We start from the raw sequence: 22,363 nt of genomic DNA on the forward strand, positions 1-22,363 counted from the left end.
ATCATTCTAATTTTTTGATCCATAGGTTTCTCCATTCTCCAGGGCATGGTTTTCCTCCATGTCCCTAATATAATGTGTAACCTATGTGCCCGGTTTATTCTGTTACCTATCTGTCCGGTTTATACAACCCCCTAACCCCCTCTCCATTTGATGGAGAGGGCGCGCGAAGTGCGTGTGAGGCCTTACCAAGAGGGAGAAGTACAGCGGGTGAGGTCATAATTCCTTGACAAAAAACCTTTCCTGGACGGGATGTTGATAAGAATTTTGCCGGAGATCGATATGACGACAAAGAAATCAGCGAACCTTGCGGTCCTCATTACCGGCGGCGCCGGTTTCCTGGGACGGGCCCTGGTCGGGGAGCTCCTCAAAAAAGACGGGGCCTCTCTTTCACCGGACCGCATCCGCATCCTTGACTCAAAGCCCCCTTCCTGGGACCATGACGGCCGGGTCATCTTCATGAAGGGCGACATCCGGTCGCCGGAGGACCTGGACCGCGCCTGCAGGGGCGTCGACCTCGTGTACCACTGTGCGGCGGCCATCGACTGGGGACAGCGTCCCCGCTCCTTCCTGTACGGCGTCAACGTCAATGGCACCGCCAATGTCATAGCAGCCACGGCCCGGTGCGGGGCCCGGGGCCTCGTGTACACCAGCACCATGGATGTCATCTACGACGGCGGCGCCATCGTCGACGGCGACGAAACCATCCCCTATCCGGCAAAATTCACCATGACCTACGCCGAGACCAAGGCCATAGCGGAGCAGGAGGTGCTCCGGGCCAACGGCATGGAGCGCCCTTCGGCGCCGCCCCTGAAGACCTGCGTGATACGGCCCTGCGGCATGTTCGGCGAAGCGGACCCGTACCATGTAAGCTCCTGCCTGAAAATGGCCCAGAGCGGCAGGCTCGCCTTCCGCATCGGCAGCGGCAGGGCCTTGTTCCAGCACGTGTACGTGGGGAACGTGGCACACGCCCACGTGCTGGCGGGGAAATCGCTCATGGAAAAGGACGGCGCCGCCTCGGGCAACGTATACTTCATCACGGACTTCAAGGCGAAAAATTTCTTCGATTACATGGAGCCGATACTGGAGGGAATAGGTTCCCCCATGCCGCCCCGGAGCCGGAGCGTGCCGATGCCGGTCATGTACGCACTGGGAGTGCTCTGCGAGGGCGCGTCGTGGCTCTGCAGGCCCTTTGTCCGCCTGGCGCCGGTGATCAGCAGGACCAGCGTGAACATGGTGTGCAAGGATTTCACATTCAAAAGCGAGAAGGCGGCCAGTGACCTTGGTTACCGCCCCCTCTACACCGAGGAGGAGGCCATCGCCAGGACCGTGTCGTACTTCAGGGCCAACGGCCCGGTCTGACCTACTCCATGAGGGCGTTGAGCGCCTTCAGGTCCATCGCCCTCGCCAGGTCCTCGGACGCATCGCCCTCGATGATGATCTCCATCATCTGCGCCGAAACATTGGAACGGTCCTTCACGGCTTCAGGAAGAATGGAGAATTCGCCACGCCTGTTCCACCGTCCCAGGTAGAGCACCAGCCTCTTCTTCTTTTTTTCCTCCATCAGGTAGGCGTATTTCGCGCCGGGAAGCTGGAATTCATCGCCGCCCCGGATGTTTCCCGCTGTTTTGGCCGGATTGATTCTCACCGTGATCCGCGCCGTCAACGCGCCGGCCGGGACTGCGCCAAGGGCGTCCAGCTCCTCCTGGAGCTTCCGCAGCTTCTTGGAATCATCCCGCTCCGCCGCGTCGCTCATCTCCGCCGCGAGCCTCGCGGCCTTGCCTGCCGACGGGCCCCTGCCGAAATTCCTGATGTTTTCCAGTACTTTTTTTTCATTGGAGTAGGTCACACACAGGGTCCACTCCATGGGAAAGCCGGGGTCCTCGCAGATCGAGGACGGATCGCCACCGATCGGCTCCTCCCTGATCCACCCCTCCGGCGCCGGCGCCAGGGCGGCCCTGATCGTCCGCAGGGCGGCGGCATGGGAGCTCTTTTCCGAGGCGGTCAGCGGCCTCCTGGCGGGGCATTTTTCTTCTTTGCCGGCCGCGATTGAATACAAAGGATACAGTACAGCAAACAGCAGTGCTGATGCCGTGATACAATTCAGCATCTTCACGTTCATGGGGCAGCTCCTTGGACAGGGCAGGTTTATGCGCTGGATGATGATACAATGCGAAAGGATTTTTTACAAATATAATTTATATTTAGGAAACTCCGACCAGATAGGTAAAGGTCCAGGAGACACATGGGGTCTTAAATGCACCGGTTACAGGCCATGTCACCAGGAAGGGACATGATGTGCCAATGAATAGCGGATGAATGGACCCGGCCGGTTGCGGCGCCGTAACGGTCCTGCCGCGCAGTGCCGCTCACGGTCTCCCCGAGGATTTCATGAGACCCGTTACTTTTTCGCATCGACCGAATCCAGGAAATCTCCCAGGAGTTTCGCGAATTCGTCGGGCCGGTCGTAAAACCCGAAGTGACCGGCATCTTTTATCACGACGAATTTCGAGTTCTTCAGGATGTCGCAGTACTCCCGGCTCCCCTTCTCGTCCTGGATGTCCTTCCCTCCGTGGATCACCAAGGCGGGAATGGACAGGTTCCGCAGGGCATCCCGGTAGTCATGTTCTTTCCCCATGCTGAAGAACATGCCGAAGGTCATCCAGCCGTTGGTCCCCATGGGGCCTCTGAATGCGGGAAGCGGCATGCCCGCGGCCTTCGCTGCGGGGCCGTAGTATTTCATGAACTCCAGGTTCAGGGCGCTCAGTTCCCCCTCGCTCCTTGAGAATATATTCCTGAAGTCCATATATTGTTCCAGGAATTTCCCGAAGTCCCCCTGCATGGCCGGCGGCAGCAGGTCGCCGATCCGCTTGTAGAAATCCCCATATTCCGAGGGGAGGCGGAGCACCGTGGCCGGCGAGACCAGCACCAGCGCCTCAACCCTCTCCGGGAACTCGGCGGCGTAGAGCACCGACAGGAAGGCCCCGAAGGAATGGCCCACCAATGTGAGCTTCTCCACGTTCAATATCCTTCGTATTCTCTCGATGTCCGCCACCTGGGCACCCAGGCCCAGGGTCCGCTCCAGCGTCTTCATGTTCTCGAAGTAGTTCGTGCCTGCGAACCTGTCAAAGGGCTTCGTGGACCTGCCGCAACCCCGCTGGTCGTAATAGTGGAAGCGGTACTTCAGGCCCTTGAGCGCGGCGAGGGGCTTCTCAAAGGGATATCCCGGCCCGCCGTGCACCACCAGGACTTTTTTCCCCTGCCCGGACGAGAAATGATACAGCCTGATGTCCTTCTCCACCAGCCAGTACTCGGCCCCGCCGGTCTGCCTTGGAGGATCCAGGGGTGCGCGGAGGTTATCGCCGCTCCGCACCATGCCCGGCCTGTAAAGGGGCCTTCCCATGGTGTACCAGAAATAGCCGAGCACGAGGATCGCCAGCACTATGACCGATCCGATAACGATTGATAATTTTTTTTAACATGACCTTCTCCTTGATATAAGTAATTATACTATTATATAGGAAACTCTGACCAGATCGGTAATGGCCCAATAGATATAACAGGTCTTATCTGAAGCATAAAAAGGCATATGTCAACTGTAAAAGTTATGGACAGGGGCTTTAAAATTTTTCTGAAGGCCCTGTCGAGCGAAATGCCGAAGCTCCGGAGTATGATCGTCGCCTTCGGTGAGCTCATCGTCATGGAAAGGGACCTGACCTCGTGCCTTGAGCGGCTCTTCGGCAGGGGGAAACTACTGGAGGGGACCGCTCTCCCCGGAACAAGCCCGGACATAAGGATACGCGACCTGGCGTCGAAGTCATACAACACCACCTACAACAGGGCGGAACAGTTTCTGAAACAGGCCGAATGGGCCAGGTACGGAGAGAAACTGAAGGCCCGCCTTCCAACATGCCTGTTTTCGCAGGCACGGCCTCCATCCTGGAGGCCGCCGGGTCGAGCTCTTTGACGAAGGGAAGGATCCCGCCCCCGGTGAACACGGGTGCGGGAAAGAACTTATCTCCTGGATTTACTACACCTGCTTTTTTTCTTCCATCTCCTTGATCTGCCGGAGAATATCCCGGTATCTCTCCTCGTTGATGGGATAAAAATAAAGTACAAGGGCGCCCGCGGCGAGTATGGCTGCCGGTATTGGTCCGAGGAAAAGGCGGATGCCAAGCTGAGCAGAGGGCGTCTGTGCTACGTTCTCAACGTATCCGGACAGGCTGAGGATCCACCCCATGACAAAAATGGCAAAGGCCTGGCCGATCTTAAACCCCCAGGTCCATATGCTGTAGAAGGCTCCCTCCCGGCGCTCGCCGGTTTTGAGGTAATCGTACTCGATCGCGTCAGGGACTATCGCAAAGGGCATAGCATAGGTGAAGCCGAACCCGATCCCGGTAAAAAACATCATGCCGTACATGAAATTGATGCCGAGAACATGGCCGTAGAAGAAGATGATCATGAGCGCGAAAGCTTTAATGAGAAGGCCGATCGCGTAGACGAGCTTCTTACCGATTTTTTTGGACAGGATGACGCTCACCGGGATCATCGTCAGCGCGGTGATAATCAGAATTGGCAGCGCTATGTTGGTCCCTTCAACGTGATTGAGTATGTACTTGAAATAATAGATGGCGATGCCGCTCAGAATGGTTATGCCCATGATGTGGAACACGTAGGCAAGGAGGATAAGAAGGTACGGCTTGTTTTTGAAGACCGTGCGGTAGGTTTTCAATATCCCCATCGATTCGGCGGGCCGAAGCTTCGCCGGTTCCCGTACCAATATGACGGTCAGCAGAGCGGTGATCATCATGGCGCCGCCGAAGATCGCGCCCAGGGCGGCGAACCCGACGGTCTTGTCCGCGAACATCCCGACGAGGGGAAGGGCCACGCCGGCGCCCAGGAGCGTTCCTATCGCCGCGAACCCGAAGCGGAACCCGTTGAGGCTGGTGCGCTCGTGGAAGTCCTGCGTCAGCTCGGGCACCATGGCGTTGTAGGGGATGTTGACCGTCGAGTACGAGGTGCAGAGCAGCATGTAGATCACCGTCACCCATATGAAAAGAAAAGTCTGGTTCGCGGCACTCTGCCAGCCCCCTCCCATGAACATCGCCGGATTGAGAAACATGAATATCATGGTTATGAAGAGGGGGATCGAGCCGGCGAGTAGGTACGGCCTGCGTCGCCCCATTGTGCTCCTGGTGCGGTCTGATATGTACCCGATGACGGGGTCGTAGAAGGCATCCCATATCCTGCCGATCATGAGGGCGGTGCCCGCTAGACCCGCAGCGAGCCCCACCGTGTCGGTGAGATAATTCATCAGCACGAACGCGGTGACCGTGAAGAAGAGGTTGCCGCCGACGTCGCAGACCCCGTAACCGAGTTTGGTCTTGAGAGATAATTTGGACAATGTGTTTCCCATGGCTTAGCTCCCTTCCTATTAATACCCCAATGTTGATCTCAGCGATTGCAATGTCGCCACATCAAGCCCCGAAAAAAGGCCTTGGTTACCAGTCGTGGGGACGATCGGTCTGGAACGATTCTATTTCACGAAACAGATTATCGCGCGTAATCTTGATCCCTTCCCTGGCAGACTTGTACGACGCGAGGGTCCACGCGATGGTGAGGAAAGAGTCTTCCGGCGTCGCGCCCCATGGGCCGCTGATGCCGTCTTTCATCGTATTCTCATGACGCACATTATCGATAAAGTACTTCATTTGCCGGTAAAACATGGTTTTCTTCCTGCTGTAAGGAAATATGACCGGATAGTAATGGTTATGGAGGATGTTTAGAAGCCGGTAAACGCCCACCTTTAAGCGGCGCTTCTTGTACGCATGGGCGGCCCTGAAGGCGATCTTCCCCTTTTCTCCGTAAATATATCCCCGTTCAAACCCATAAGGACTTCCGGTGCGGATGACGTTCTTATCATAAAGAAGCACCGCGCCGTTGGAAAGCTTGAAGGTGGCCACCGCCAGATCCTCATACGGGCGCGATTCCGGATAGCATCGTTTCGTTTCGCATGAAACCTGTTCAATTTCCATTCCGTAGAACCGGATAATATCCAAATAGTGCGGCGCGTGATCAAAAAAATCGCCTCCGCCCGCCCTTACATCGCTGTACCTCCAGAAGCCGAAGTCCCGCACCAGGTCGAATCCATATTTTTTCAGTTTCTGAACGATCTTTCCAAGCGGGCCGGCAGTGAAATCGGGAATGAAAAAGTACCAGAAGATACTTATCTGGAAGATCCTTCCAAGGGAATTGTTCATCAAGAGCTCCCTGATTCTCTGATGTCCCGGTTCAAATCGCTTGCAATGGCCCATGAGGATATAGACGTTTTGTTTTTTGCCGGCTTCAAGTATGGTACGGCAGTCCTTCAGATTCGTCGCCATCGGCTTCTCGCACAGGATCGGAAGGCCTTTTCTGGCGCTGTCTTCAACATGTACCGCGTGGAGTGATGGCGGCGACGATATGACGACTGCGTCCAGCTCTTCATTTTCGAGCATTGTGCGGTGGTCCTCGTAAACTCCCTGCACATGGTACTTTTTTGCGAACAGGCTTCTGTTGCGGTGATCGGGATCGCTGATGGCCGCGATATATGCCCGGCCATCAGCCTTGATGGCGGGACCATGGCCCACACGGCAAATATTCCCCGCGCCGATAAGACCTATTCTTGTTTTATCGCTTTTTTTCATAATTCCCATCCTCTGGCGTTTTATATCCTTTTATTATCAAGGCAATTCCATTGCATAAAACGAATATAACGCCGGTGCATCTTCCATGGCACGGGTTCATTTCGTGCGGCTTTAAACGATTGAGGGCAGTCACAAGACTACCCTCCCTGATTATATTTGCCGCAATATTGCCTTAAGGTACTCTTTCGATTCAATCGCCCAGGCATCAATATCGATCGGATATCCGGTATGGACCTGTACCGTTAAATCGCCGTTATACTTTATTTCCTTGAGCGCGGAAAGAAAAGCTTTCCAGTTGACCGATCCGCGTCCGGGAGGCTGGTGATTGTCGCCCTGGCCGACGCCGTCGTTGTCGTTGCAATGGACGTACACAAGGTCTTTTCCCGCCTTTCGTACCGCGTCCGAAAGATTCGGATCGGTGATGTTTTGATCGGCCGTATCTATCATTACCTTGCAGTTGGGCGAATTGATTTCACGCATCATTTGAAGCGCGTCGTCCAGCGTCACCACCACGCGCGATTCGCACCATGTGAGGGTGTGAATCGCCATCATTACGCCTTTTTCCTTGGCATGTGCGACGACTTCACCCATGCATTCACGGTTCCATTCCCACGCCTGTTCCCGCGATGTTCCATGTATCATGTGGCCGCTGATCATATTGACGATGGGAATTTTCATGTCAGCGGCCATATCAACGCAATCGATATAGTATTCCACTGACTTCTTCCTGATTTTCTCATTGGAATGGGAAAAATTGATGTGAAGCGCCAACCCTCCCCCATTGACTGAGAGCGCCACCGCATCCAGCCCGGAATCCTTTATTACTTCCATTACCTTCCGGCGTGCCCCGGCGTCATACAGATCGGGACCGAGGTGAGGACTGTACGCCCACATGTCTACGACCTTATATCCTATCTTCCCGATTCTTCTCACCGCTTCTTCCAGTGTCGTGTAATCAAGATAGCCCATTGTGCAAAAGCCCAGTCTCATGATAAATACCTCCTATGGTAAATTGCATTTCATTATTATTACTTATTAAACAGCTCCTCCCTTTATATCTCCCTTCCTTCCGCGGCCGATAGGTACGCGGCCAGCGTCCATACAACCGCGATCATGGCATCCTTAATGCTTGCCGCCCATTGTTCCCCCTGATCGTGTTTGCCTGCCGCTCTATTATCAATCCTGTCGATAATGTGTTTCATCTGCCTGAAGTAGAGGATGTGTTTTTTGCCTCTGGGAAGGAATTGAGGAGTGTAAATATCCGGAATGATGTTGAACTTTTTGTTGAGTTTGAGCTTCATGGGTTTGTGCTGATACTCCTGAAATGCCTCAAATTCGACCTTCGCGTATTCGCCGTAAAAATGGCCCTTTTCAAATCCACTGGGCCTTCCCATGACCATGATGATCTTCTCCATAACGGCAACCGAATCGTTTGCAAGGGAGAACACAGCCATAAGGCTTTCCACCGGTTCAATTTTGGTCAGAAAATATATAAAATGATTATTGCATATTATACAATAATTATGTATAATAAACACAAAAATAATTCCATGTCAATAACTAATTTAAAATTAATAAATATATCAGTAATTATTCTTAAATAGGGTATTTAATCGTTATTAACCGGCTTATATAGGACGCGCCGCAATCTGGATCAGTCCTCAGGAAAATACAACAGCTACAGGGGGAACAATGATTGTTAAAGGAGACAAAAATATATACCGGACACAATAATGTCCGGCTTTACTCTTTTATAATTCATGAGGACTTCTCAAAATTACTTTTAAAAGGTCCCCATTGATTATATAGGAAACTCTGACCAGATCGGTAATGGCCCAATAGATATAACAGGTCTTATCTGAAGCATAAAAAGGCATATGTCAACTGTAAAAGTTATGGACAGAGGTCTTAAAATTAGATAAAATGGATCCTGACATAAATCCAAGATTCGGAGCCAAACATGAGAATTACAAAGCTAATCATTGCTCTTATTGTATCCATGATGGTTTTCTCCTGCCAGGGAGATACCGGTTCCAAGATGAAGGCGCTCTTCGGTATCAGCGGGAGCGAACAGACCGCTTTCACCCCGGTTACACCCGCGGCAAGCATCCAGGCCTCGGTGCAATCCGCGACGCAGTACATCGTCGGCACAGGCATATACGACGTGACCGGCCCAGCCGCAGAGCTCGGCATGATGGGATATTCCATGGTCGACCAGAAGACCTCCGGCATTCACACGCGGCTCCGGTCCAGGGCCTACATCATCGGCGACATGAACACGAACAAGCGGGTTGTTATCGTGAGCGCGGACATCTGCATGATATTCCAGTCCGTGAAGCTCAAGGTCACGCAGATGGTCAGGAATGACCCGGAACTCGCGCCTTATTATAATGAAAAAAACATCCTTCTTTCGGGGAACCACACCCACAGCGGCCCCGGCGGATATTCACACTATGCCACCTACAATCTTTCCATACTCGGGTTTGACAAGCAGAACTTCGACGCCATCTGCAACGGCATCTTCAGCTCCATAAAACGCGCGCATCGCAACCTGGAGCCAGGCTATATTTTCGTCGCCAGGGGCGAGCTCAACGACTGCGGCTGGAACCGCTCGATCAACGCATACAACAGCAATCCCGCCGCGGAACGCGCCCGCTACGGCTCCTCCACGGATAAGACCATGACCCTGCTCAAGATAGTCTCTGCGTCGACAGGCAACGAGCTCGGCATGATCAACTGGTTCGCGGTACACCCCACGAGCCTGGGCAATACCAACACCCTCATCTCCAGCGACAACAAAGGGCTCGCGGAATACTATTTCGAGAAAATGAAGAACACGGACTATTCATCCTCGAAGACCTTCACCGCGGCGTTTGCGCAGACGAACTCCGGGGACGTATCCCCCAACATCTACTGGGGATACCCCCAGGGCGGCGAATCGGATTTCGAACATATGGAGATCATCGCCCAGAGGCAGTACAACAAGGCAGTCGAGCTCTACAATTCGGCCACCGAGGCCCTGTCTGGCCCGATCGACTTTCGCCACACCTGGGCCGACTTCACCTCCATCGCAGTCGATTCAGCGTATGCCGGGGCCTCGGGATACACAACCTGCTATGCGGCCATCGGGTTCCCCCAGATCGCGGGAAGCACCGAGGACGGCAAGGGCGTCGACCTGACCCACGAGGGAATGGCCTGGGGCGACGGATCGTGGCCTTCGTTCACGCTCGTTCCCGGCGACCAGGAGTGCCAGGCCGAAAAGATCATCCTGCTCCCCGCGGGGAGGATGACCCCCTATCCCTGGGTGCCTCAGACCCTGCCGATGCAGATCATCCGCATCGGAAACCTGGCGCTCATCGCGGCGCCCGCCGAGGTTACGACCATGGCGGGGCGTCGTCTGCGCGAAACGGTTCTCACCGCGCTTAACGGCTCGGGCATAAACTGCGCGGTCATATCCACCCATGCCAATACCTACACCTCCTACGTCACCACGCGCGAGGAATACGCGACCCAGCACTACGAGGGAGGATCGACCCAGTTCGGTCCCTATACCCTCGCGGCGTTTCAGCAGATATTCAATAACCTGGCCACGGCCATGAAAAACGGCGCCGACGTGGCGCCGGGCACGACACCGCCGGACCTCGGCAACGTGCAGAACACCCTGCAGACGGGCGTGGTCTTCGACGACAAGCCGCTGTTCAAGAGCTTCGGCGACGTGTATTCAGACGCATCTTCATCGTACACCCGGGGCGGCACGGTCAGCGTGACATTCTGGGGCGGGCATCCCAAGAACAACCTGCGCATCCAGGACACCTTCCTGAATGTGGAGCGCAAGAACGGCTCGTCGTGGGTGACGGTCGCTAACGATTGGGACCCCGAGACCCGCTACATGTGGAAGCGCGACGGCGTGGCGAATTCCAAGGTCACTATCCGGTGGAAGATTCCGGCCAATGCGGCCACGGGGCAGTACCGGATCCGGCATTTCGGCAACTGGAAGTCGGGATGGACCGGGGCAATTTCATCCTATACCGGCACCTCGCGCACCTTCACGGTTAACTGACAGGCTTTGCAAAAGCTTCAAAGGAAAGCGCCCCTCAGGGGCGCTTTTTTGTGCCCGCACATAACTTACTTGATATCAAGCGATCATATGGTGTTTTCCTGCATCCACCCGGTCCTGGCTCCGCCGGTGAGGATGTGACGCAATAGCTCTATCATAGAGAAAGGTCTACATCAGTTCCTACGCAGCCCTGCGGGGGGACAGGAGGGGGAATTCTCATCGCGGAGGGCCCGGCAACCCGAAAAAATGTACTTGCCATCATCCATTAATTATGAATAATGTCTTGTCAAAGAAACCGCGGAGGCACCGGACCTCCCTGACACGAGAGAACAGAAGAACCATGGCACGAAACGCAAAATTAGCTGAAGATAATATCGTCAACAGCATCATCGGCGAAGGCTCCAACTTCAAGGGCGAGTTCAATATCAACGGCCTCCTCAGGATCGACGGCCACTTCCAGGGCACCATCGAGACGGACGGCAAGGTCCTCATCGGCCAGACCGGCGAGGCCATCACGGACATCAAGGCGCGCCTGGTCGTCGTGGGCGGCACGGTCCGGGGCAACATCTTCGCCACCGAGCGGGTCATCTTTCTGTCGACGGGGGTCATCAACGGCACCATCATCACGCCGAGCCTCATCATGGAGGACGGGGTGAAGTTCGAGGGCACCTGCACCATCAACAAGCGGCCGGAAGAAATGCAATGATCGAGATCACCGGGGCGCGCGCCCGAAAAGACGAAAAGGAAAAGATCACCAAGAAGGGAAAGCTCTCCTCCGTGAAGCACGGGAGCAAGACCTTCTCCTCTGAGCTGCAGAAGACCATGGCCATCGATATCGACGGCACCATCGACGAGCTCATGGAGGACCTGAAAGACCAGGAAAAGCGCTTCCTCGATACGCAGTCCGAATACGACCTGCTCCGCTACAAGGCCCTGGTGCAGAAGATCATCAAGCAGATCCTCGCCGAGGGACTGCAGGAAAAGACCCTGAAGCGCAAGAAGAAGAACTGGGGCGATTACGTCATCATCGAGAAGATCAATACCAGGCTCCTGGACCTCACCAACGCCATCACCAGACAGAACAAGGCCTTCAATCTCCTGAAAACCATCGAAGAAATCCGCGGGTTGATACTGGACCTGGTCTACTAAGCTTCGCGCCCCATGAACACCCTCGGCATCATCGGTCATACCCGTCAGCTGAACATCCTGGAGCTCCTCCGGGCAAGGCGCGGCGTGCCCGCCGCGATGCTCTTCTCAGGCAGGTCAGGCATCGGCAAGAAGCTCATCGCGCGGCGTCTCCTGGCGGCGCTCTTCTGCGGCGCCGGCGACCCTCCCTGCCTGGCGTGCCCGTCCTGCGTCCAGATCGCCGGGGGAACCTTCCCGGACATGATCGAGCTCCTCCCGGATGAAAAGGGGACCATCCCCATCGGCGGCGCCGACCGGAACGAGGCCGGCACCGTGCGGTGGCTCATCGACCGCCTCTCGAAGAAAACCGTGTCCGGGACCTATGGCGTCCTCATCGACGGCGCGGAGAACATATCCATCGGCGGCCAGAACGCCCTCCTGAAGACCATCGAGGAGCCCCAGGAAGGGGCCCATATCATAATCATCACCGCGAACAAGTCCCTTATCCTGCCGACGATCCTCTCCCGGTGCATGGAGCTCTCCTTCAACCCCCTGAGCGGCGGCGAGGTGCGGCAGGTCCTGGAGGCCTCGGGCGAAGCGCCGGCGGAAAGCGGCCTCGCGGCCGAGCTCTCCGGCGGCTCGGTGGAATTGGCGCTCCTTCTTTCCGATGACGCGGTACTCGGCGGCATCGGGACGCTCTGCGGCGAGATATCCGCCTGCGTGAACCGGGGGGAGGGCCTCGGCCTTGACATGGCCGCCATCCAGAAAAAGGCGGCCCTGGACCAGGTCCTCACGGTCATGGTCAACGCCTACCGGGCCATACTCGCGGCGGACATCGGCGGGAGCCCCCTGGACCCGTTTATAGAGAAGCTGCGGATCGACGACAGGCAAAAGTTGGTCAAATTAATAAAAATTCTGCTTGCCCTGAGAAAAGGACTTGCCAATAATCTGAACATCCGCGGCGCTTTGAAGGGAATGGTCTATGCCATTGACAGCGTCGACGAGCTCGGCCTGCCGCGCCTCGACCGGGCTGAATAAAAGAGGCGCCCCGTACGCAAGCAAACAGGAACCACCATGGAAATATCAGCGGTAAAACTGCGAAACAGCTATCAGATACAATACGTCGACACGAACCACCTCTTCGTTAACCAGAACGCGCTCTGCGTCGTCGAGACGGAGCACGGCATCGACATCGGCAACGTGTTCAAGTGCCGGAAAGCGTCAAACAACGCCGGCGTCGAGGTGAAGGGGAGGCTCCTGCGCCTTACGACCCAGGACGACCTGAAGCAGATCCCCGAGATCGCGGCCATCGAGAAGAACGCCTTCGACAAGTGCCGGGAAAAGGCTAAGGCCAAGAAGCTCGACATGAAGCTCATCTCGGTGAAGTGCCTCTTCGACCGCACGAAGATCATCTTCTATTTCGTGGCGGAGAACCGCATCGATTTCCGCGAGCTGGTGCGGGAGCTGGCCTCCATTTTCAGGACGCGCATCGAGATGCGGCAGATCGGCGTGCGCGACGAGGCGCGCCTGGTCGGGGGCTACGGCCCCTGCGGCAAGCAGCTCTGCTGCGTCCACCAGAGCGAGGAGTTCGAGCCGGTATCCATCAAGATGGCGAAGGAGCAGAACCTGAACCTGAACTCCCTGAAGATCTCCGGGATGTGCGGCCGCCTCCTCTGCTGCCTCGGGTACGAGTACAAGCTCTACAAGGAGATCAACAAGGACATGCCGGACCCGGGCGCACAGATCCAGGCGGGCGATACGACCTACACCGTCACCAACGTCGACACCCTGAAGGAGTCGATCCGCATGCGCCACAAGGACCGGACCGTGGAGATCTTCAAGGGCGATCTCGAGATCAACGGCAAGACCTACATCCTCAAGAAAGAGATCGTGACCAAGATAGAGAACGCCGAGGACGACAACCACGAAGAAGACACGTATTCGCTGTAAGGATATATACCCTCACCCCCCGCCCCCTCTCCCATTTATAACTGAAGAAAGGAGAGGGGGAGCAGCAGGATGAACCCGCATACGACGGAAACCCTCTCCTTTTTCCCGGGCTTAATGGGAGAGGGTGTCCCGATTCATCGGGACGGGTGAGGGGAACTACAAGGAACAATTCCAATGAAAGACACATTCTACGTCACCACGCCCATTTACTACGTCAACGCGGAGCCGCACATCGGCCACGCCTACACCACGGTCCTGGCCGACTACATGAGCCGCCTCCACGCGCTCCTCGGCTATGACTCCTATTTCCTCACCGGCACGGACGAGCACGGCGACAAGATCGACCAGGCCGCGAAGACCCACGGCACCACGCCCCAGGAATACGCGGACCGCATCAGCGGCCTCTTCCGCTCAACCTGGACCGACCTGGGCATCGGCTTCAACGACTTCATCCGCACCACGGAGAAGCGCCACGTCGAGGTGGTCCAGCGCATCCTCCAGAAGGTCTACGACGCCGGCGACATCTACTTCGGCAGCTACGGCGGGTTCTACTGCGTCGGCTGCGAGCGCTTCTTCACCGAGAAGGAGATGGTGGACGGCAAGTGCCCGGACCACGACCGGAAGCTCGACTTCATCGAGGAGAAGAACTACTTCTTCAAGATGAGCAAGTACCAGGACTGGCTCATCGGCCACATCGAGAATAACCCGGACTTCATCCGGCCGGAGCGGTACCGGAACGAGGTGATGGCCCTGCTGAAGAGCGAGTCCCTGGAGGACCTGTGCATCTCCCGGCCCAAGTCGCGCCTCCAGTGGGGGATCACCCTTCCCTTCGATGAAAACTACGTGACCTACGTCTGGTTCGACGCCCTCATAAACTATATCAGCGCCATCGGCTACCCCGACGGCGACAAGTTCGCCAGATACTGGCCGGTCGTGAACCACATCATCGCCAAGGACATCGTGAAGCCCCACGGCGTGTTCTGGCCCACCATGCTGAAATCCGCGGGGATCGAGCCGTACCGGCACCTGAACGTCCACGGCTACTGGAACATGCAGGACACGAAGATGTCCAAGAGCCTGGGCAACGTGGTGACGCCGAAGGCCCTGGCCGACCGCTACGGCAACGACCAGATGCGCTATTTCTTCCTCCGCGAGATGAGCTTCGGCAACGACGCGAAGTTCAGCGAGGACGTCATCATCGACCGGATCAACTTCGACCTGGCCAACGACTGGGGGAACCTGGTGAACCGCACCGTCAACATGCTGGGCAAGTTCTTCAACGGCGCTATGCCGGCCTTCGACCCGGCGGAGCCGGCGGAGCGCGGCGACCTGGCCGCCCGGTTCAAGGGCGCGTCGGCGGACTACATAGCCTTCGCCCGGAAGTTCCAGACGAGCGCGGGCCTGGAGAAGCTCTGGGAGTTCATCCGCTACCTGAACAAGTACATAGACACGAACAAGCCGTGGCAGCTGGCGAAGGATAACAATACGGCCCTTCTCTCGTCCGTGATGCGGAACCTGATGGAGGCGATCTACGCCATCGCCGTGCTCCTGTCGCCGGCCCTGGCGAGCTCAAGCGCGGCCATCATCGCGGCCCTCGGCGCGGAGAAAAAGCCGCGCGACATCGAGAGCCTGGGGAGCTTCACCCTCCTGGACGCCGGCCGGACCGTGGGGCAGCTCGGGATACTCTTCCCGCGCCTGGAAAAGACGGCGGCCGACGCCGGCGAGGTGAAGAAAGCCGAAACGAAAAAGAAAGGAGAAAAACCGATGACAGTGAACGCCGAAGGACTGGTTGATATATCCGAATTCGCGAAGGTGGACATCAGGGTGGCGAAGATCCTCACCGCCGAGCGGATCGAGGGCTCGGACAAGCTCCTGGAGCTGAAAATAGACTCGGGCCTTGACGAGCGGATCATCATAGCAGGCATCGCCAGGTGGTATGACCCTGCGGCCCTCCCGGGAAAGAAGATACTCCTGGTGGCGAACCTGAAGCCCGCCACCATCTTCAAGCGCACCTCCAACGGCATGCTCCTGGCGGCGAAGGCCCCCGGATCGGACCAGCCGGTCCTCATCGAGATAGACGACTCCATACCGGCGGGGGCGAAACTGGGATAGGGCATGAAACTCGGGATCCTATCGGACACGCACAACAACATCGACGTGACGCGCCGCGCCCTGGACATGCTGCGCGGCAGCGGCATCACCCACGTGGTCCATGCCGGCGACATCACCTCGCCGAAGATGCTCTCCCTCTTCACCGGGTTCACGCCCCGCTTCGTCCTGGGGAACGGCGACATCGACAGCGAGGCCCTGAACGCCGAGGCGGCCAGGCTCGGCTTCGGGCCCATCGAGGAGAGCTGCGTGTTCGAGGAGGGCGGCAGGAAGATCATCCTCTTTCACGGCAACGACGTGCCCCTCTTCCGCCAGGCCGTGGCCTCCGGGGAATACCAGTACGTGATCAAGGGGCACACGCATATCTTCGAAAACTACATGGCGGGCACGACCAGGGTCATCAATCCCGGCGCCCTCTACGGGGCGGATGAGTTCACCGTCGCGATACTGGACACTGAAACAGGCAGGGTCGAGCGGATACTGGTGGAGGCGGAATAGGCGTCACCGATTGGGAGGCTTGGCCTCGGTGAAAAATTCGGCGCACTGGGACAGCCACAGGAGGCGCTGCTCCGGGGTAAGGCGGTCGAAGTCCGTGTGGCCGTCGAAGTCGGTGGGCGAGGCCTTGCCGAGGAGCCTTCTGAATTCCTCCATGTCCGCGCTGCCGTCTCTCCTAACCTTCATTCCCTTCCCTTCTCGATTATCTTTTCAAGGAGCCGTATGTCGAACAGGTCCTTGTCCCTGGGCGGATTGATCGCTTTCTTCATTTCCAGGAGCTTTTTCTTGGTCACGAGCTTTATATTCATGGAGCCCACCGACATGGTTTCCACGTGGTCCTTCAGCTTTTCGTAGGAAAAGCGGTCTGTCATGAACACGTCCACCTGCCTGAAGGGATTCTTTGTGTCAATGAAGGAAAAAACCAGGGCATTCTTCTCGCTGATCATGGCCGCCCGCTTCTCTTCATCCAGGAGGGATTCAGCCGGCACCGGGGCCCGGGGCGTCAGGCCCAGCCTCTTCATGGCGCGGAGGAACCGCGCCATGTTGTCCCCCTCCATGCCGACGGACAGGTCCAGGTCCATGGTCATTCGCTCCACACCGTGGAGCACCAGGGCCACGCCGCCGCAGATGATGAAATCGACGTTGTTCTCGTTCAGCGTCGTGATGATCTCTTTCAGATAGTTGTTCTTCTTGCTAAACATCCCCTTCCGCCGTGCCGGCTTTCCAGCCGGTATCACGATGATAAAGGGCCCGCCGGGCGCCTGTCAACGATAAATCGCCAAGGCGCTGCTCTTGAGCCTTAATATACGGCAAATGGAAATTTTAACCGGCCCCATGAAATTTCATTTACATTTCCCCTGACAGGGATAGGATTGGGCATCAGCAAAACGAAAATTTATTTACGGAGACGCCATGGCACCGATCAAGGCCATCACCTTCGACCTGTGGGACACCATCATCTGCGACGACTCGGACGAGCCGAAGCGCAAAGCGGCGGGGAAGCCCACGAAGAAAGAGGAGCGGCGGGAGCTGGTCCACCAGTACCTGGCGCGCCACCACTCGATCTCCCGCGACCAGGTGGAGCGCGCCTACGACACTGCGGACGCGGCCTTCAGCAAGGTATGGAAGGAGCACCACGTCACCTGGACCGTGGCGGAGCGGCTATCCATCGTCCTCAGGGGCGTGGGCCGCGAGCTCCCGGAGATGGAGTTCGCGGAGCTGGTGCGGCTCCACGAGGAGATGGAGCTGGAGATACGGCCGGACATCGTTCCCGGCGCGAAGGAGGCCCTGAAGGAGCTCCACGGCACGTACAAGCTCGGCGTCATATCGGACGCCATCTTCACCCCGGGCAGGGCCCTTCGGCAGATCCTCTCCGACGCGGGCCTCCTGGGGTTCTTCGACGTCTTTGTCTTCTCCGACGAGGCGGGCCGGTCCAAGCCCGACCCATCGGTGTTCATGGCCGCGGCCGTATCGTTCGGGATCAAGCCCGCGGAGATGGTCCACGTGGGCGACCGCGAGCATAACGATGTCGAAGGGCCTCACAGGGTCGGCGCGCGGGCGGTCCTCTGCACGGCCATCATCGACCGCGGCAGCGGCAGCACAGGGGCCGACGCCATCTTCCGCGACTTCGGCGAGCTCCCGGCCGTTATAGCGAGTCTGAAATAACATTATCATACCATACCGAGGAGAGCCCCATGGCACAGAAACACCGCTTGCTCATCATCGACGGGTACCCGAAGCCGAGCCGCGAGGAATTCGACGCGGCGGGCATGAAGTACGCCGGCAGGCTCTACGAGGAGATGGCGCTGCGCTACCTGCCCGGCGCGGCCTGCGACCTGATCCACACCAGCGACCCCGGCGTGACCATCCCGTCGATTGCGGAGCTCGGCGCCTACGACGGCGTGCTCTGGCCCGGGTGCAACCTCACCGTGTACCACACCGACGACGAGCGGGTGAAGCCGATGCTGGCCCTCTGCGACAGGGCCTTCGAGGCTGGCCTCCCGCAGTTCGGCACCTGCTGGGGGATACAGCTCCCGGCCTTCGTGGCCGGTGGCGAGGTCAAGGCGAACCCGAAGGGGCGCGAGATGGGCATCGGCAGGAAGATCCGCCTCACCGAGGCGGGGAAGAAGCACCCCATGATGAAGGGAAAGCCGGAGGTGTACGACCACTTCGTGAGCCACGACGACGAGGTGACCCGCCTGCCGGAGGGATCGGTACTCCTGGCGGGAAACGACTTCTCCCATGTCCAGGCCGCCGAGATCAGGCACAAGAAGGGCGTGTTCTGGGGGCTCCAGTACCACCCGGAGTACGACCTCCACGAGATGGCGCGCCTCATGGTGGCGCGGGAGAAAAAGCTCACGGAGCTCGGGTTCTTCAGGGGCCACGACGACTTCCAGGAATACGTCGACCGCCTGGAAGCGCTGAGCGCGGAGCCGCGGCGGAAGGAGCTCCGCTGGCAGCTCGGCATCGACGACGATATACTCTTGGCGGAGATCCGCCAATGCGAGTTCAAGAACTGGATTGACACGCTCATTATAGGAAAGAAGTGACAGGGAGGAGCCATGACAACGAAAGAGCAATTGATTGAAGCCATCAAGGGGAAGGCCATAGCGGGCACCATTTCCTGCGCCGCCTCATTCGCCATAGCCGGCGAACTGTCGGTGGACACCCTGGAGGTGGGACGCGCCCTTGACGACATGGGAATTGAAATCATAAAATGCCAGCTGGGGCTCTTCGGGTACAAGCCGGAGAAGAAGGTCGTGAAGCCCGCGGAATCCGTATCGGAAGAGATGAAAAAGGAGATAACGGCGTGCCTGAAAGAGGGCCGGCTCCCCTGCGCCGACGCCTGGGCCATTGCGAAGAAACTCAAGGTGGCCAAGATGGATGTCTCCGCCGCCTGCGAGAAGCTGGGCATAAAGATAACATCATGCCAGCTCGGGGCGTTTTGATATAAAGAAAGAAGGGTAACACGAGGGAATAACGGATCAGAAGCCGCCGCGAGCGAAGCGAAGCGCCCCTCGACTGAACTCGGGGACCATCCGGTCAACGACGGTTGCCGGGGCGGGATTGATGACTTACACCCTCCCCTGTCCCCTCCCATCAAGGGAGGGGGATTCGTACTTTCCAGGAGACATCATGGGCAGATTATTCTTTCTGATGATAGCGCTGGCAGTGCTCGGCACAACCCTGTCATCATGCGACAGTTTTGACACGAATTCATCCTTAAAAAAAATAATGCTGGGCCTCAGCATGGAAGTGATCCCGCCCGGCCCCCCCGCGGGCGCCTTCACGCTGTCGCAGTTCGGAGTCACCTGGTATTTCGACAGGACCCTGGCAGCCGGCGCCGACTACGGTCAGTACGCCAACGGCGATTACTGGGTGGTGGGCCCGGTGAACATCATCTACATAGATCCCATATCCTACAGGTCGAGGACGGGCCGCGTATTGAACGGGTCGATGGTCAATCCCTCGCCGAAGAACGGCTCCACCCAGGGCTACGACAGCGCCACCTACGGCCAGTACGGGCCCTATTTCGACGCCGCCCTGAATGCGGCCATGCCCGGCGGGGCCTACATCTCAGCCGGTAATCCGCTGGTAATGCGGCCCGGCTCGTCTCTTGTATCGGCCATCAGCGGCCCGGAACCCGGGGCCCGGTCCCAGCTCGACGGCGCCGCCATTCTCACCGTTGTGAACGCGCCGCCCCCGGAAGGGAGCTTCAGGCCCCCCTACTGCGGCAGCGACAAGACGCCTCGTTTCAACGAATCAGACCTGGATTCTACGATTCTGGCAAACCCGACCATTCTTAAAAGCCTGGACCGATCCGTCATACAGGGGGTCCCGGCCATGGCGGATATCGAGCGTTATTTTGAACGGCCCTGGCTCGACCACGTCCCCGGCTGGGTCGGCGGCTACATCCATCCCACGGGAAACATGCCCAACTACGGCAGGGAGATCGCTTCTGAGGTGGGCGAAGGGGCGCTGATGCTCCACCTGGATTTTACTCTTGAACAAAAACGCACGCTCCTGATACGATATGTCCAGCTCGGCATAGACCTCTACGGCATAGTCCTGGACGGCGGCGAGGAGAACTGGCCCAACAACGGCGGCCACGCCAGCGGCAGGAAATGGCCGATCATGTTCGCGGGGCTCATGCTCGGAGGTTCCGAATTCGGAGGTCCAGGGATAGCGGACCTTATGGCGGATATCGGAGCGCGGAGCGGTGATTTCACCGGAACGGACCATGTGCACTTCGGCGAGGACGACCAGACCTTCTACATCACGGCCGGTGATATCGCCCGGGACCATCATCCGGACGAGCGCGCCTGCGAGCTGGAATACTCGTCCACGGATGAGGGCCTGCCGGAATGGGGCATTGTCCATCAGGCGGAGCCCAACGCGGACAACAAGAACTGGGAAGCGGTGTACCGCCAGTGCTGCACCGCCCACGCCTGGGGAGGTTTTCTCCTTTCTGCTCTGATCATGAACCAGAAGGCCAACTGGAACCACGATGTCATCTTTGACTACATGGACCGGTACATGGCCGTGGAGCTTGCCGTCAACGGCACAGGGGCCTGGACTCGGTGCTGGTCCCATTTCGTCGAAAACGCCTGGGACTACTACCGGAAGAATTATGGCACGATATGGCCCGCCGGAACGGCGTGGGACGGGACGGACCTTACGCTGGGATTGTTTTGTGACTAGGCCGCTACTTCAGCGCCTTGGCGATCTTCTCCAGGGCCCGCTCCACGTTCTCATGGGAGTTGAAGGCGCTGATGCGGATGTAGCCCTCGCCGCAGGAGCCGAAGCCGGCGCCGGGCGTGACCACCACGCCGGCCTTTTCCAGGAGCAGGTCGAAGAAGGCCCAGGAGTCCCGGTCCCCCTTAACCCAGATGTAGGGCGAATTGACGCCGCCCGTGCAGGTGAAGCCGATGGCGCCCATCCGCTCCCTGATCATGGCCGCGTTCTTTAAATAGTAGTCGCCCAGGTCGCGCACCTGTTTGCGGCCCTCTTCCGTGTAGACCGCCTCGGCCGCGCGCTGGACCGGGTAGGAAACGCCGTTGAACTTGGTCGTCTGCCGCCGGAGCCACAGGGGATGGAGGAATATCTCCTCTCCCTTGGTTGTATAAACCCGGCATTTCTTCGGCACCACGGTGTAGGCGCAGCGGGTGCCGGTGAAGCCCGCGGTCTTGGAGTAGCTGCGAAACTCCACTGCCACCTCGTCGGCCCCCTCGATCTCATAGATGCTGCGGGGGATCGAATCGTCGCGGATGAAGCACTCGTAGGCGGCGTCAAAGAGGATCAGGGCTTTATTATCACGCGCGTATTTCACCCACTTCGCCAGCTGCTCCTTCGTTGCCGTTGCGCCGGTGGGGTTGTTGGGGAAGCAGAGGTAGATGAGGTCCACCTTGCGATTTGGAACATCCGGGACAAATCCGTTGGCCTCGGTCGATTCAAGGTAGATGAGCCCCTCGTACCGTCCGTCGCGGTTCGCGCCGGTCCTGCCGGCCATGACGTTGGTGTCCACGTAAACCGGGTAGACCGGGTCGGGCACGGCGATGGCTATGTCGCCGGCGAAGAGCTCCTGGAAATTGCCGGTATCGCACTTGGCGCCGTCGCTCACGAAGACCTCGTCGGCGGCAATGGCCGCTTCGCGGGAGCGGAAGTCGAATTCCGCTATCTTCTCCCTTAAAAAGTCATAGCCCTGTTCCGGGCCGTAGCCGCGGAAGGTCTTTGCCGAGGCCATGTCGTCCACGGCGCGGTGGAGCGCCTCGATACAGGCCGGCGGGAGCGGCAGGGTCACATCGCCGATCCCCAGGCGGATGATATCCATGGAAGGATTGCTTTTCGAGAAATCGTTGACCCGCTTCGCTATATCCGAAAAAAGATATGACGCTTTTAGCTTCAGATAGTCTTCATTGACCCGTATCATGGGATCCTCCGCAGG

22 protein-coding genes are annotated in these 22,363 nt (G+C 57.8%); 13 read left to right on the forward strand and 9 right to left on the reverse strand.

Annotated elements, in window-relative coordinates:
- The first annotated feature begins 279 nt into the window (after positions 1-279).
- The gene (locus KA369_15720) at positions 280-1,359 is read left to right on the forward strand and encodes an NAD-dependent epimerase/dehydratase family protein (protein MBP7737429.1); all 1,080 of its coding nucleotides are present in this window, start codon (positions 280-282) and stop codon (positions 1,357-1,359) included.
- Position 1,360: 1 nt separating this feature from the next.
- On the opposite strand, the gene KA369_15725 is transcribed toward KA369_15720, so the two are convergent.
- Positions 1,361-2,119: a hypothetical protein gene (locus KA369_15725; protein ID MBP7737430.1), complete on the reverse strand. Its 759-nt coding sequence runs from the start codon at positions 2,117-2,119 to the stop codon at positions 1,361-1,363.
- A 279-nt stretch (positions 2,120-2,398) separates the two neighbouring features.
- On the reverse strand, positions 2,399-3,439 hold the full coding sequence (locus KA369_15730; protein MBP7737431.1) for an alpha/beta hydrolase: 1,041 nt from the start codon (positions 3,437-3,439) through the stop codon (positions 2,399-2,401).
- Positions 3,440-3,586: 147 nt separating this feature from the next.
- On the opposite strand from KA369_15730, the gene KA369_15735 reads away from it, so the two are divergent.
- Positions 3,587-3,964, forward strand: coding sequence for a hypothetical protein (locus KA369_15735; GenBank protein MBP7737432.1), 378 nt, complete (start codon positions 3,587-3,589; stop codon positions 3,962-3,964).
- Positions 3,965-4,027: 63 nt separating this feature from the next.
- Here KA369_15735 and KA369_15740 read toward each other — a convergent pair whose 3' ends face one another.
- From KA369_15740 to KA369_15755, 4 genes are all read right to left on the reverse strand, one after another.
- Positions 4,028-5,413 (reverse strand): MFS transporter, encoded by a 1,386-nt coding sequence (locus KA369_15740; GenBank protein MBP7737433.1) that lies wholly within the window; start codon positions 5,411-5,413, stop codon positions 4,028-4,030.
- An 85-nt stretch (positions 5,414-5,498) separates the two neighbouring features.
- Positions 5,499-6,683, reverse strand: a complete 1,185-nt coding sequence (locus KA369_15745; GenBank protein ID MBP7737434.1) for a Gfo/Idh/MocA family oxidoreductase — start codon at positions 6,681-6,683, stop codon at positions 5,499-5,501.
- A 150-nt stretch (positions 6,684-6,833) separates the two neighbouring features.
- Positions 6,834-7,673, reverse strand: a complete 840-nt coding sequence (locus KA369_15750; protein MBP7737435.1) for a sugar phosphate isomerase/epimerase — start codon at positions 7,671-7,673, stop codon at positions 6,834-6,836.
- A 62-nt stretch (positions 7,674-7,735) separates the two neighbouring features.
- The gene (locus KA369_15755; GenBank protein MBP7737436.1) at positions 7,736-8,137 is read right to left on the reverse strand and encodes a hypothetical protein; all 402 of its coding nucleotides are present in this window, start codon (positions 8,135-8,137) and stop codon (positions 7,736-7,738) included.
- Between the two features lie 506 nt (positions 8,138-8,643).
- On the opposite strand from KA369_15755, the gene KA369_15760 reads away from it, so the two are divergent.
- The 7 genes from KA369_15760 to KA369_15790 all read left to right on the forward strand — a co-directional run bounded on the left by KA369_15760 (position 8,644) and on the right by KA369_15790 (position 16,422).
- Positions 8,644-10,743 (forward strand): neutral/alkaline ceramidase, encoded by a 2,100-nt coding sequence (locus KA369_15760; GenBank protein ID MBP7737437.1) that lies wholly within the window; start codon positions 8,644-8,646, stop codon positions 10,741-10,743.
- A 337-nt stretch (positions 10,744-11,080) separates the two neighbouring features.
- Positions 11,081-11,446 (forward strand): polymer-forming cytoskeletal protein, encoded by a 366-nt coding sequence (locus KA369_15765; GenBank protein ID MBP7737438.1) that lies wholly within the window; start codon positions 11,081-11,083, stop codon positions 11,444-11,446.
- Complete coding sequence (locus KA369_15770; protein ID MBP7737439.1) at positions 11,443-11,889, forward strand: DUF327 family protein; 447 nt, start codon at positions 11,443-11,445, stop codon at positions 11,887-11,889. The genes KA369_15765 and KA369_15770 overlap by 4 nt, the downstream gene beginning before the upstream one ends.
- A 12-nt stretch (positions 11,890-11,901) precedes the next feature.
- The gene (locus tag KA369_15775; GenBank protein MBP7737440.1) at positions 11,902-12,903 is read left to right on the forward strand and encodes a hypothetical protein; all 1,002 of its coding nucleotides are present in this window, start codon (positions 11,902-11,904) and stop codon (positions 12,901-12,903) included.
- Positions 12,904-12,939: 36 nt separating this feature from the next.
- Complete coding sequence (locus KA369_15780) at positions 12,940-13,815, forward strand: stage 0 sporulation protein (GenBank protein ID MBP7737441.1); 876 nt, start codon at positions 12,940-12,942, stop codon at positions 13,813-13,815.
- Between the two features lie 174 nt (positions 13,816-13,989).
- A complete protein-coding gene (gene metG, locus KA369_15785) occupies positions 13,990-15,927 on the forward strand; it encodes a methionine--tRNA ligase (protein ID MBP7737442.1) in 1,938 nt (645 codons plus the stop codon).
- A gap of 3 nt (positions 15,928-15,930) precedes the next feature.
- Complete coding sequence (locus KA369_15790) at positions 15,931-16,422, forward strand: metallophosphoesterase family protein (protein ID MBP7737443.1); 492 nt, start codon at positions 15,931-15,933, stop codon at positions 16,420-16,422.
- 3 nt (positions 16,423-16,425) lie between these two features.
- Here the strand turns inward: KA369_15790 and KA369_15795 are convergent, their stop codons facing one another.
- Together KA369_15795 and KA369_15800 are read right to left on the reverse strand one after the other, a co-directional pair.
- Positions 16,426-16,605: a hypothetical protein gene (locus tag KA369_15795; GenBank protein ID MBP7737444.1), complete on the reverse strand. Its 180-nt coding sequence runs from the start codon at positions 16,603-16,605 to the stop codon at positions 16,426-16,428.
- Positions 16,602-17,120, reverse strand: coding sequence for a hypothetical protein (locus KA369_15800; protein ID MBP7737445.1), 519 nt, complete (start codon positions 17,118-17,120; stop codon positions 16,602-16,604). The genes KA369_15795 and KA369_15800 overlap by 4 nt, the downstream gene beginning before the upstream one ends.
- A gap of 211 nt (positions 17,121-17,331) precedes the next feature.
- Here KA369_15800 and KA369_15805 point away from each other — a divergent pair, with 211 nt between their 5' ends.
- The 4 genes from KA369_15805 (at position 17,332) to KA369_15820 (ending at position 21,120) form a co-directional block, all read left to right on the forward strand.
- Positions 17,332-18,084: an HAD family hydrolase gene (locus KA369_15805; protein MBP7737446.1), complete on the forward strand. Its 753-nt coding sequence runs from the start codon at positions 17,332-17,334 to the stop codon at positions 18,082-18,084.
- Between the two features lie 29 nt (positions 18,085-18,113).
- On the forward strand, positions 18,114-18,968 hold the full coding sequence (locus KA369_15810; GenBank protein ID MBP7737447.1) for a type 1 glutamine amidotransferase: 855 nt from the start codon (positions 18,114-18,116) through the stop codon (positions 18,966-18,968).
- Positions 18,969-18,980: 12 nt separating this feature from the next.
- The gene (locus KA369_15815) at positions 18,981-19,367 is read left to right on the forward strand and encodes a hypothetical protein (protein ID MBP7737448.1); all 387 of its coding nucleotides are present in this window, start codon (positions 18,981-18,983) and stop codon (positions 19,365-19,367) included.
- A gap of 187 nt (positions 19,368-19,554) precedes the next feature.
- Positions 19,555-21,120 (forward strand): hypothetical protein, encoded by a 1,566-nt coding sequence (locus KA369_15820; protein MBP7737449.1) that lies wholly within the window; start codon positions 19,555-19,557, stop codon positions 21,118-21,120.
- Between the two features lie 4 nt (positions 21,121-21,124).
- Here the strand turns inward: KA369_15820 and KA369_15825 are convergent, their stop codons facing one another.
- Entirely contained in the window at positions 21,125-22,348 is a 1,224-nt protein-coding gene (locus KA369_15825) for an LL-diaminopimelate aminotransferase (GenBank protein ID MBP7737450.1), read from the reverse strand.
- Positions 22,349-22,363: the final 15 nt, after the last annotated feature.

This window comes from Spirochaetota bacterium (assembly GCA_017999915.1).
Classification (GTDB): domain Bacteria; phylum Spirochaetota; class UBA4802; order UBA4802; family UBA5550; genus RBG-16-49-21.

Excerpts from the sequence above, each read along its gene's own strand:
- KA369_15820 (MBP7737449.1), top strand. The coding sequence starts at position 19,555 with ATGGGCAGATTATTCTTTCTGATGATAGCGCTGGCAGTGCTCGGCACA.
- KA369_15775 (MBP7737440.1), top strand. The coding sequence starts at position 11,902 with ATGAACACCCTCGGCATCATCGGTCATACCCGTCAGCTGAACATCCTG.
- KA369_15740 (MBP7737433.1), bottom strand. The coding sequence starts at position 5,413 with ATGGGAAACACATTGTCCAAATTATCTCTCAAGACCAAACTCGGTTAC.
- KA369_15765 (MBP7737438.1), top strand. The coding sequence starts at position 11,081 with ATGGCACGAAACGCAAAATTAGCTGAAGATAATATCGTCAACAGCATC.
- KA369_15745 (MBP7737434.1), bottom strand. The coding sequence starts at position 6,683 with ATGAAAAAAAGCGATAAAACAAGAATAGGTCTTATCGGCGCGGGGAAT.
- KA369_15720 (MBP7737429.1), top strand. The coding sequence starts at position 280 with ATGACGACAAAGAAATCAGCGAACCTTGCGGTCCTCATTACCGGCGGC.
- KA369_15795 (MBP7737444.1), bottom strand. The coding sequence starts at position 16,605 with ATGAAGGTTAGGAGAGACGGCAGCGCGGACATGGAGGAATTCAGAAGG.
- KA369_15805 (MBP7737446.1), top strand. The coding sequence starts at position 17,332 with ATGGCACCGATCAAGGCCATCACCTTCGACCTGTGGGACACCATCATC.
- KA369_15725 (MBP7737430.1), bottom strand. The coding sequence starts at position 2,119 with ATGAACGTGAAGATGCTGAATTGTATCACGGCATCAGCACTGCTGTTT.
- KA369_15755 (MBP7737436.1), bottom strand. The coding sequence starts at position 8,137 with ATGGCTGTGTTCTCCCTTGCAAACGATTCGGTTGCCGTTATGGAGAAG.
- KA369_15760 (MBP7737437.1), top strand. The coding sequence starts at position 8,644 with ATGAGAATTACAAAGCTAATCATTGCTCTTATTGTATCCATGATGGTT.
- KA369_15750 (MBP7737435.1), bottom strand. The coding sequence starts at position 7,673 with ATGAGACTGGGCTTTTGCACAATGGGCTATCTTGATTACACGACACTG.
- KA369_15780 (MBP7737441.1), top strand. The coding sequence starts at position 12,940 with ATGGAAATATCAGCGGTAAAACTGCGAAACAGCTATCAGATACAATAC.
- KA369_15790 (MBP7737443.1), top strand. The coding sequence starts at position 15,931 with ATGAAACTCGGGATCCTATCGGACACGCACAACAACATCGACGTGACG.
- KA369_15810 (MBP7737447.1), top strand. The coding sequence starts at position 18,114 with ATGGCACAGAAACACCGCTTGCTCATCATCGACGGGTACCCGAAGCCG.
- KA369_15735 (MBP7737432.1), top strand. The coding sequence starts at position 3,587 with ATGTCAACTGTAAAAGTTATGGACAGGGGCTTTAAAATTTTTCTGAAG.
- KA369_15800 (MBP7737445.1), bottom strand. The coding sequence starts at position 17,120 with ATGTTTAGCAAGAAGAACAACTATCTGAAAGAGATCATCACGACGCTG.
- KA369_15770 (MBP7737439.1), top strand. The coding sequence starts at position 11,443 with ATGATCGAGATCACCGGGGCGCGCGCCCGAAAAGACGAAAAGGAAAAG.
- KA369_15825 (MBP7737450.1), bottom strand. The coding sequence starts at position 22,348 with ATGATACGGGTCAATGAAGACTATCTGAAGCTAAAAGCGTCATATCTT.
- metG (MBP7737442.1), top strand. The coding sequence starts at position 13,990 with ATGAAAGACACATTCTACGTCACCACGCCCATTTACTACGTCAACGCG.
- KA369_15815 (MBP7737448.1), top strand. The coding sequence starts at position 18,981 with ATGACAACGAAAGAGCAATTGATTGAAGCCATCAAGGGGAAGGCCATA.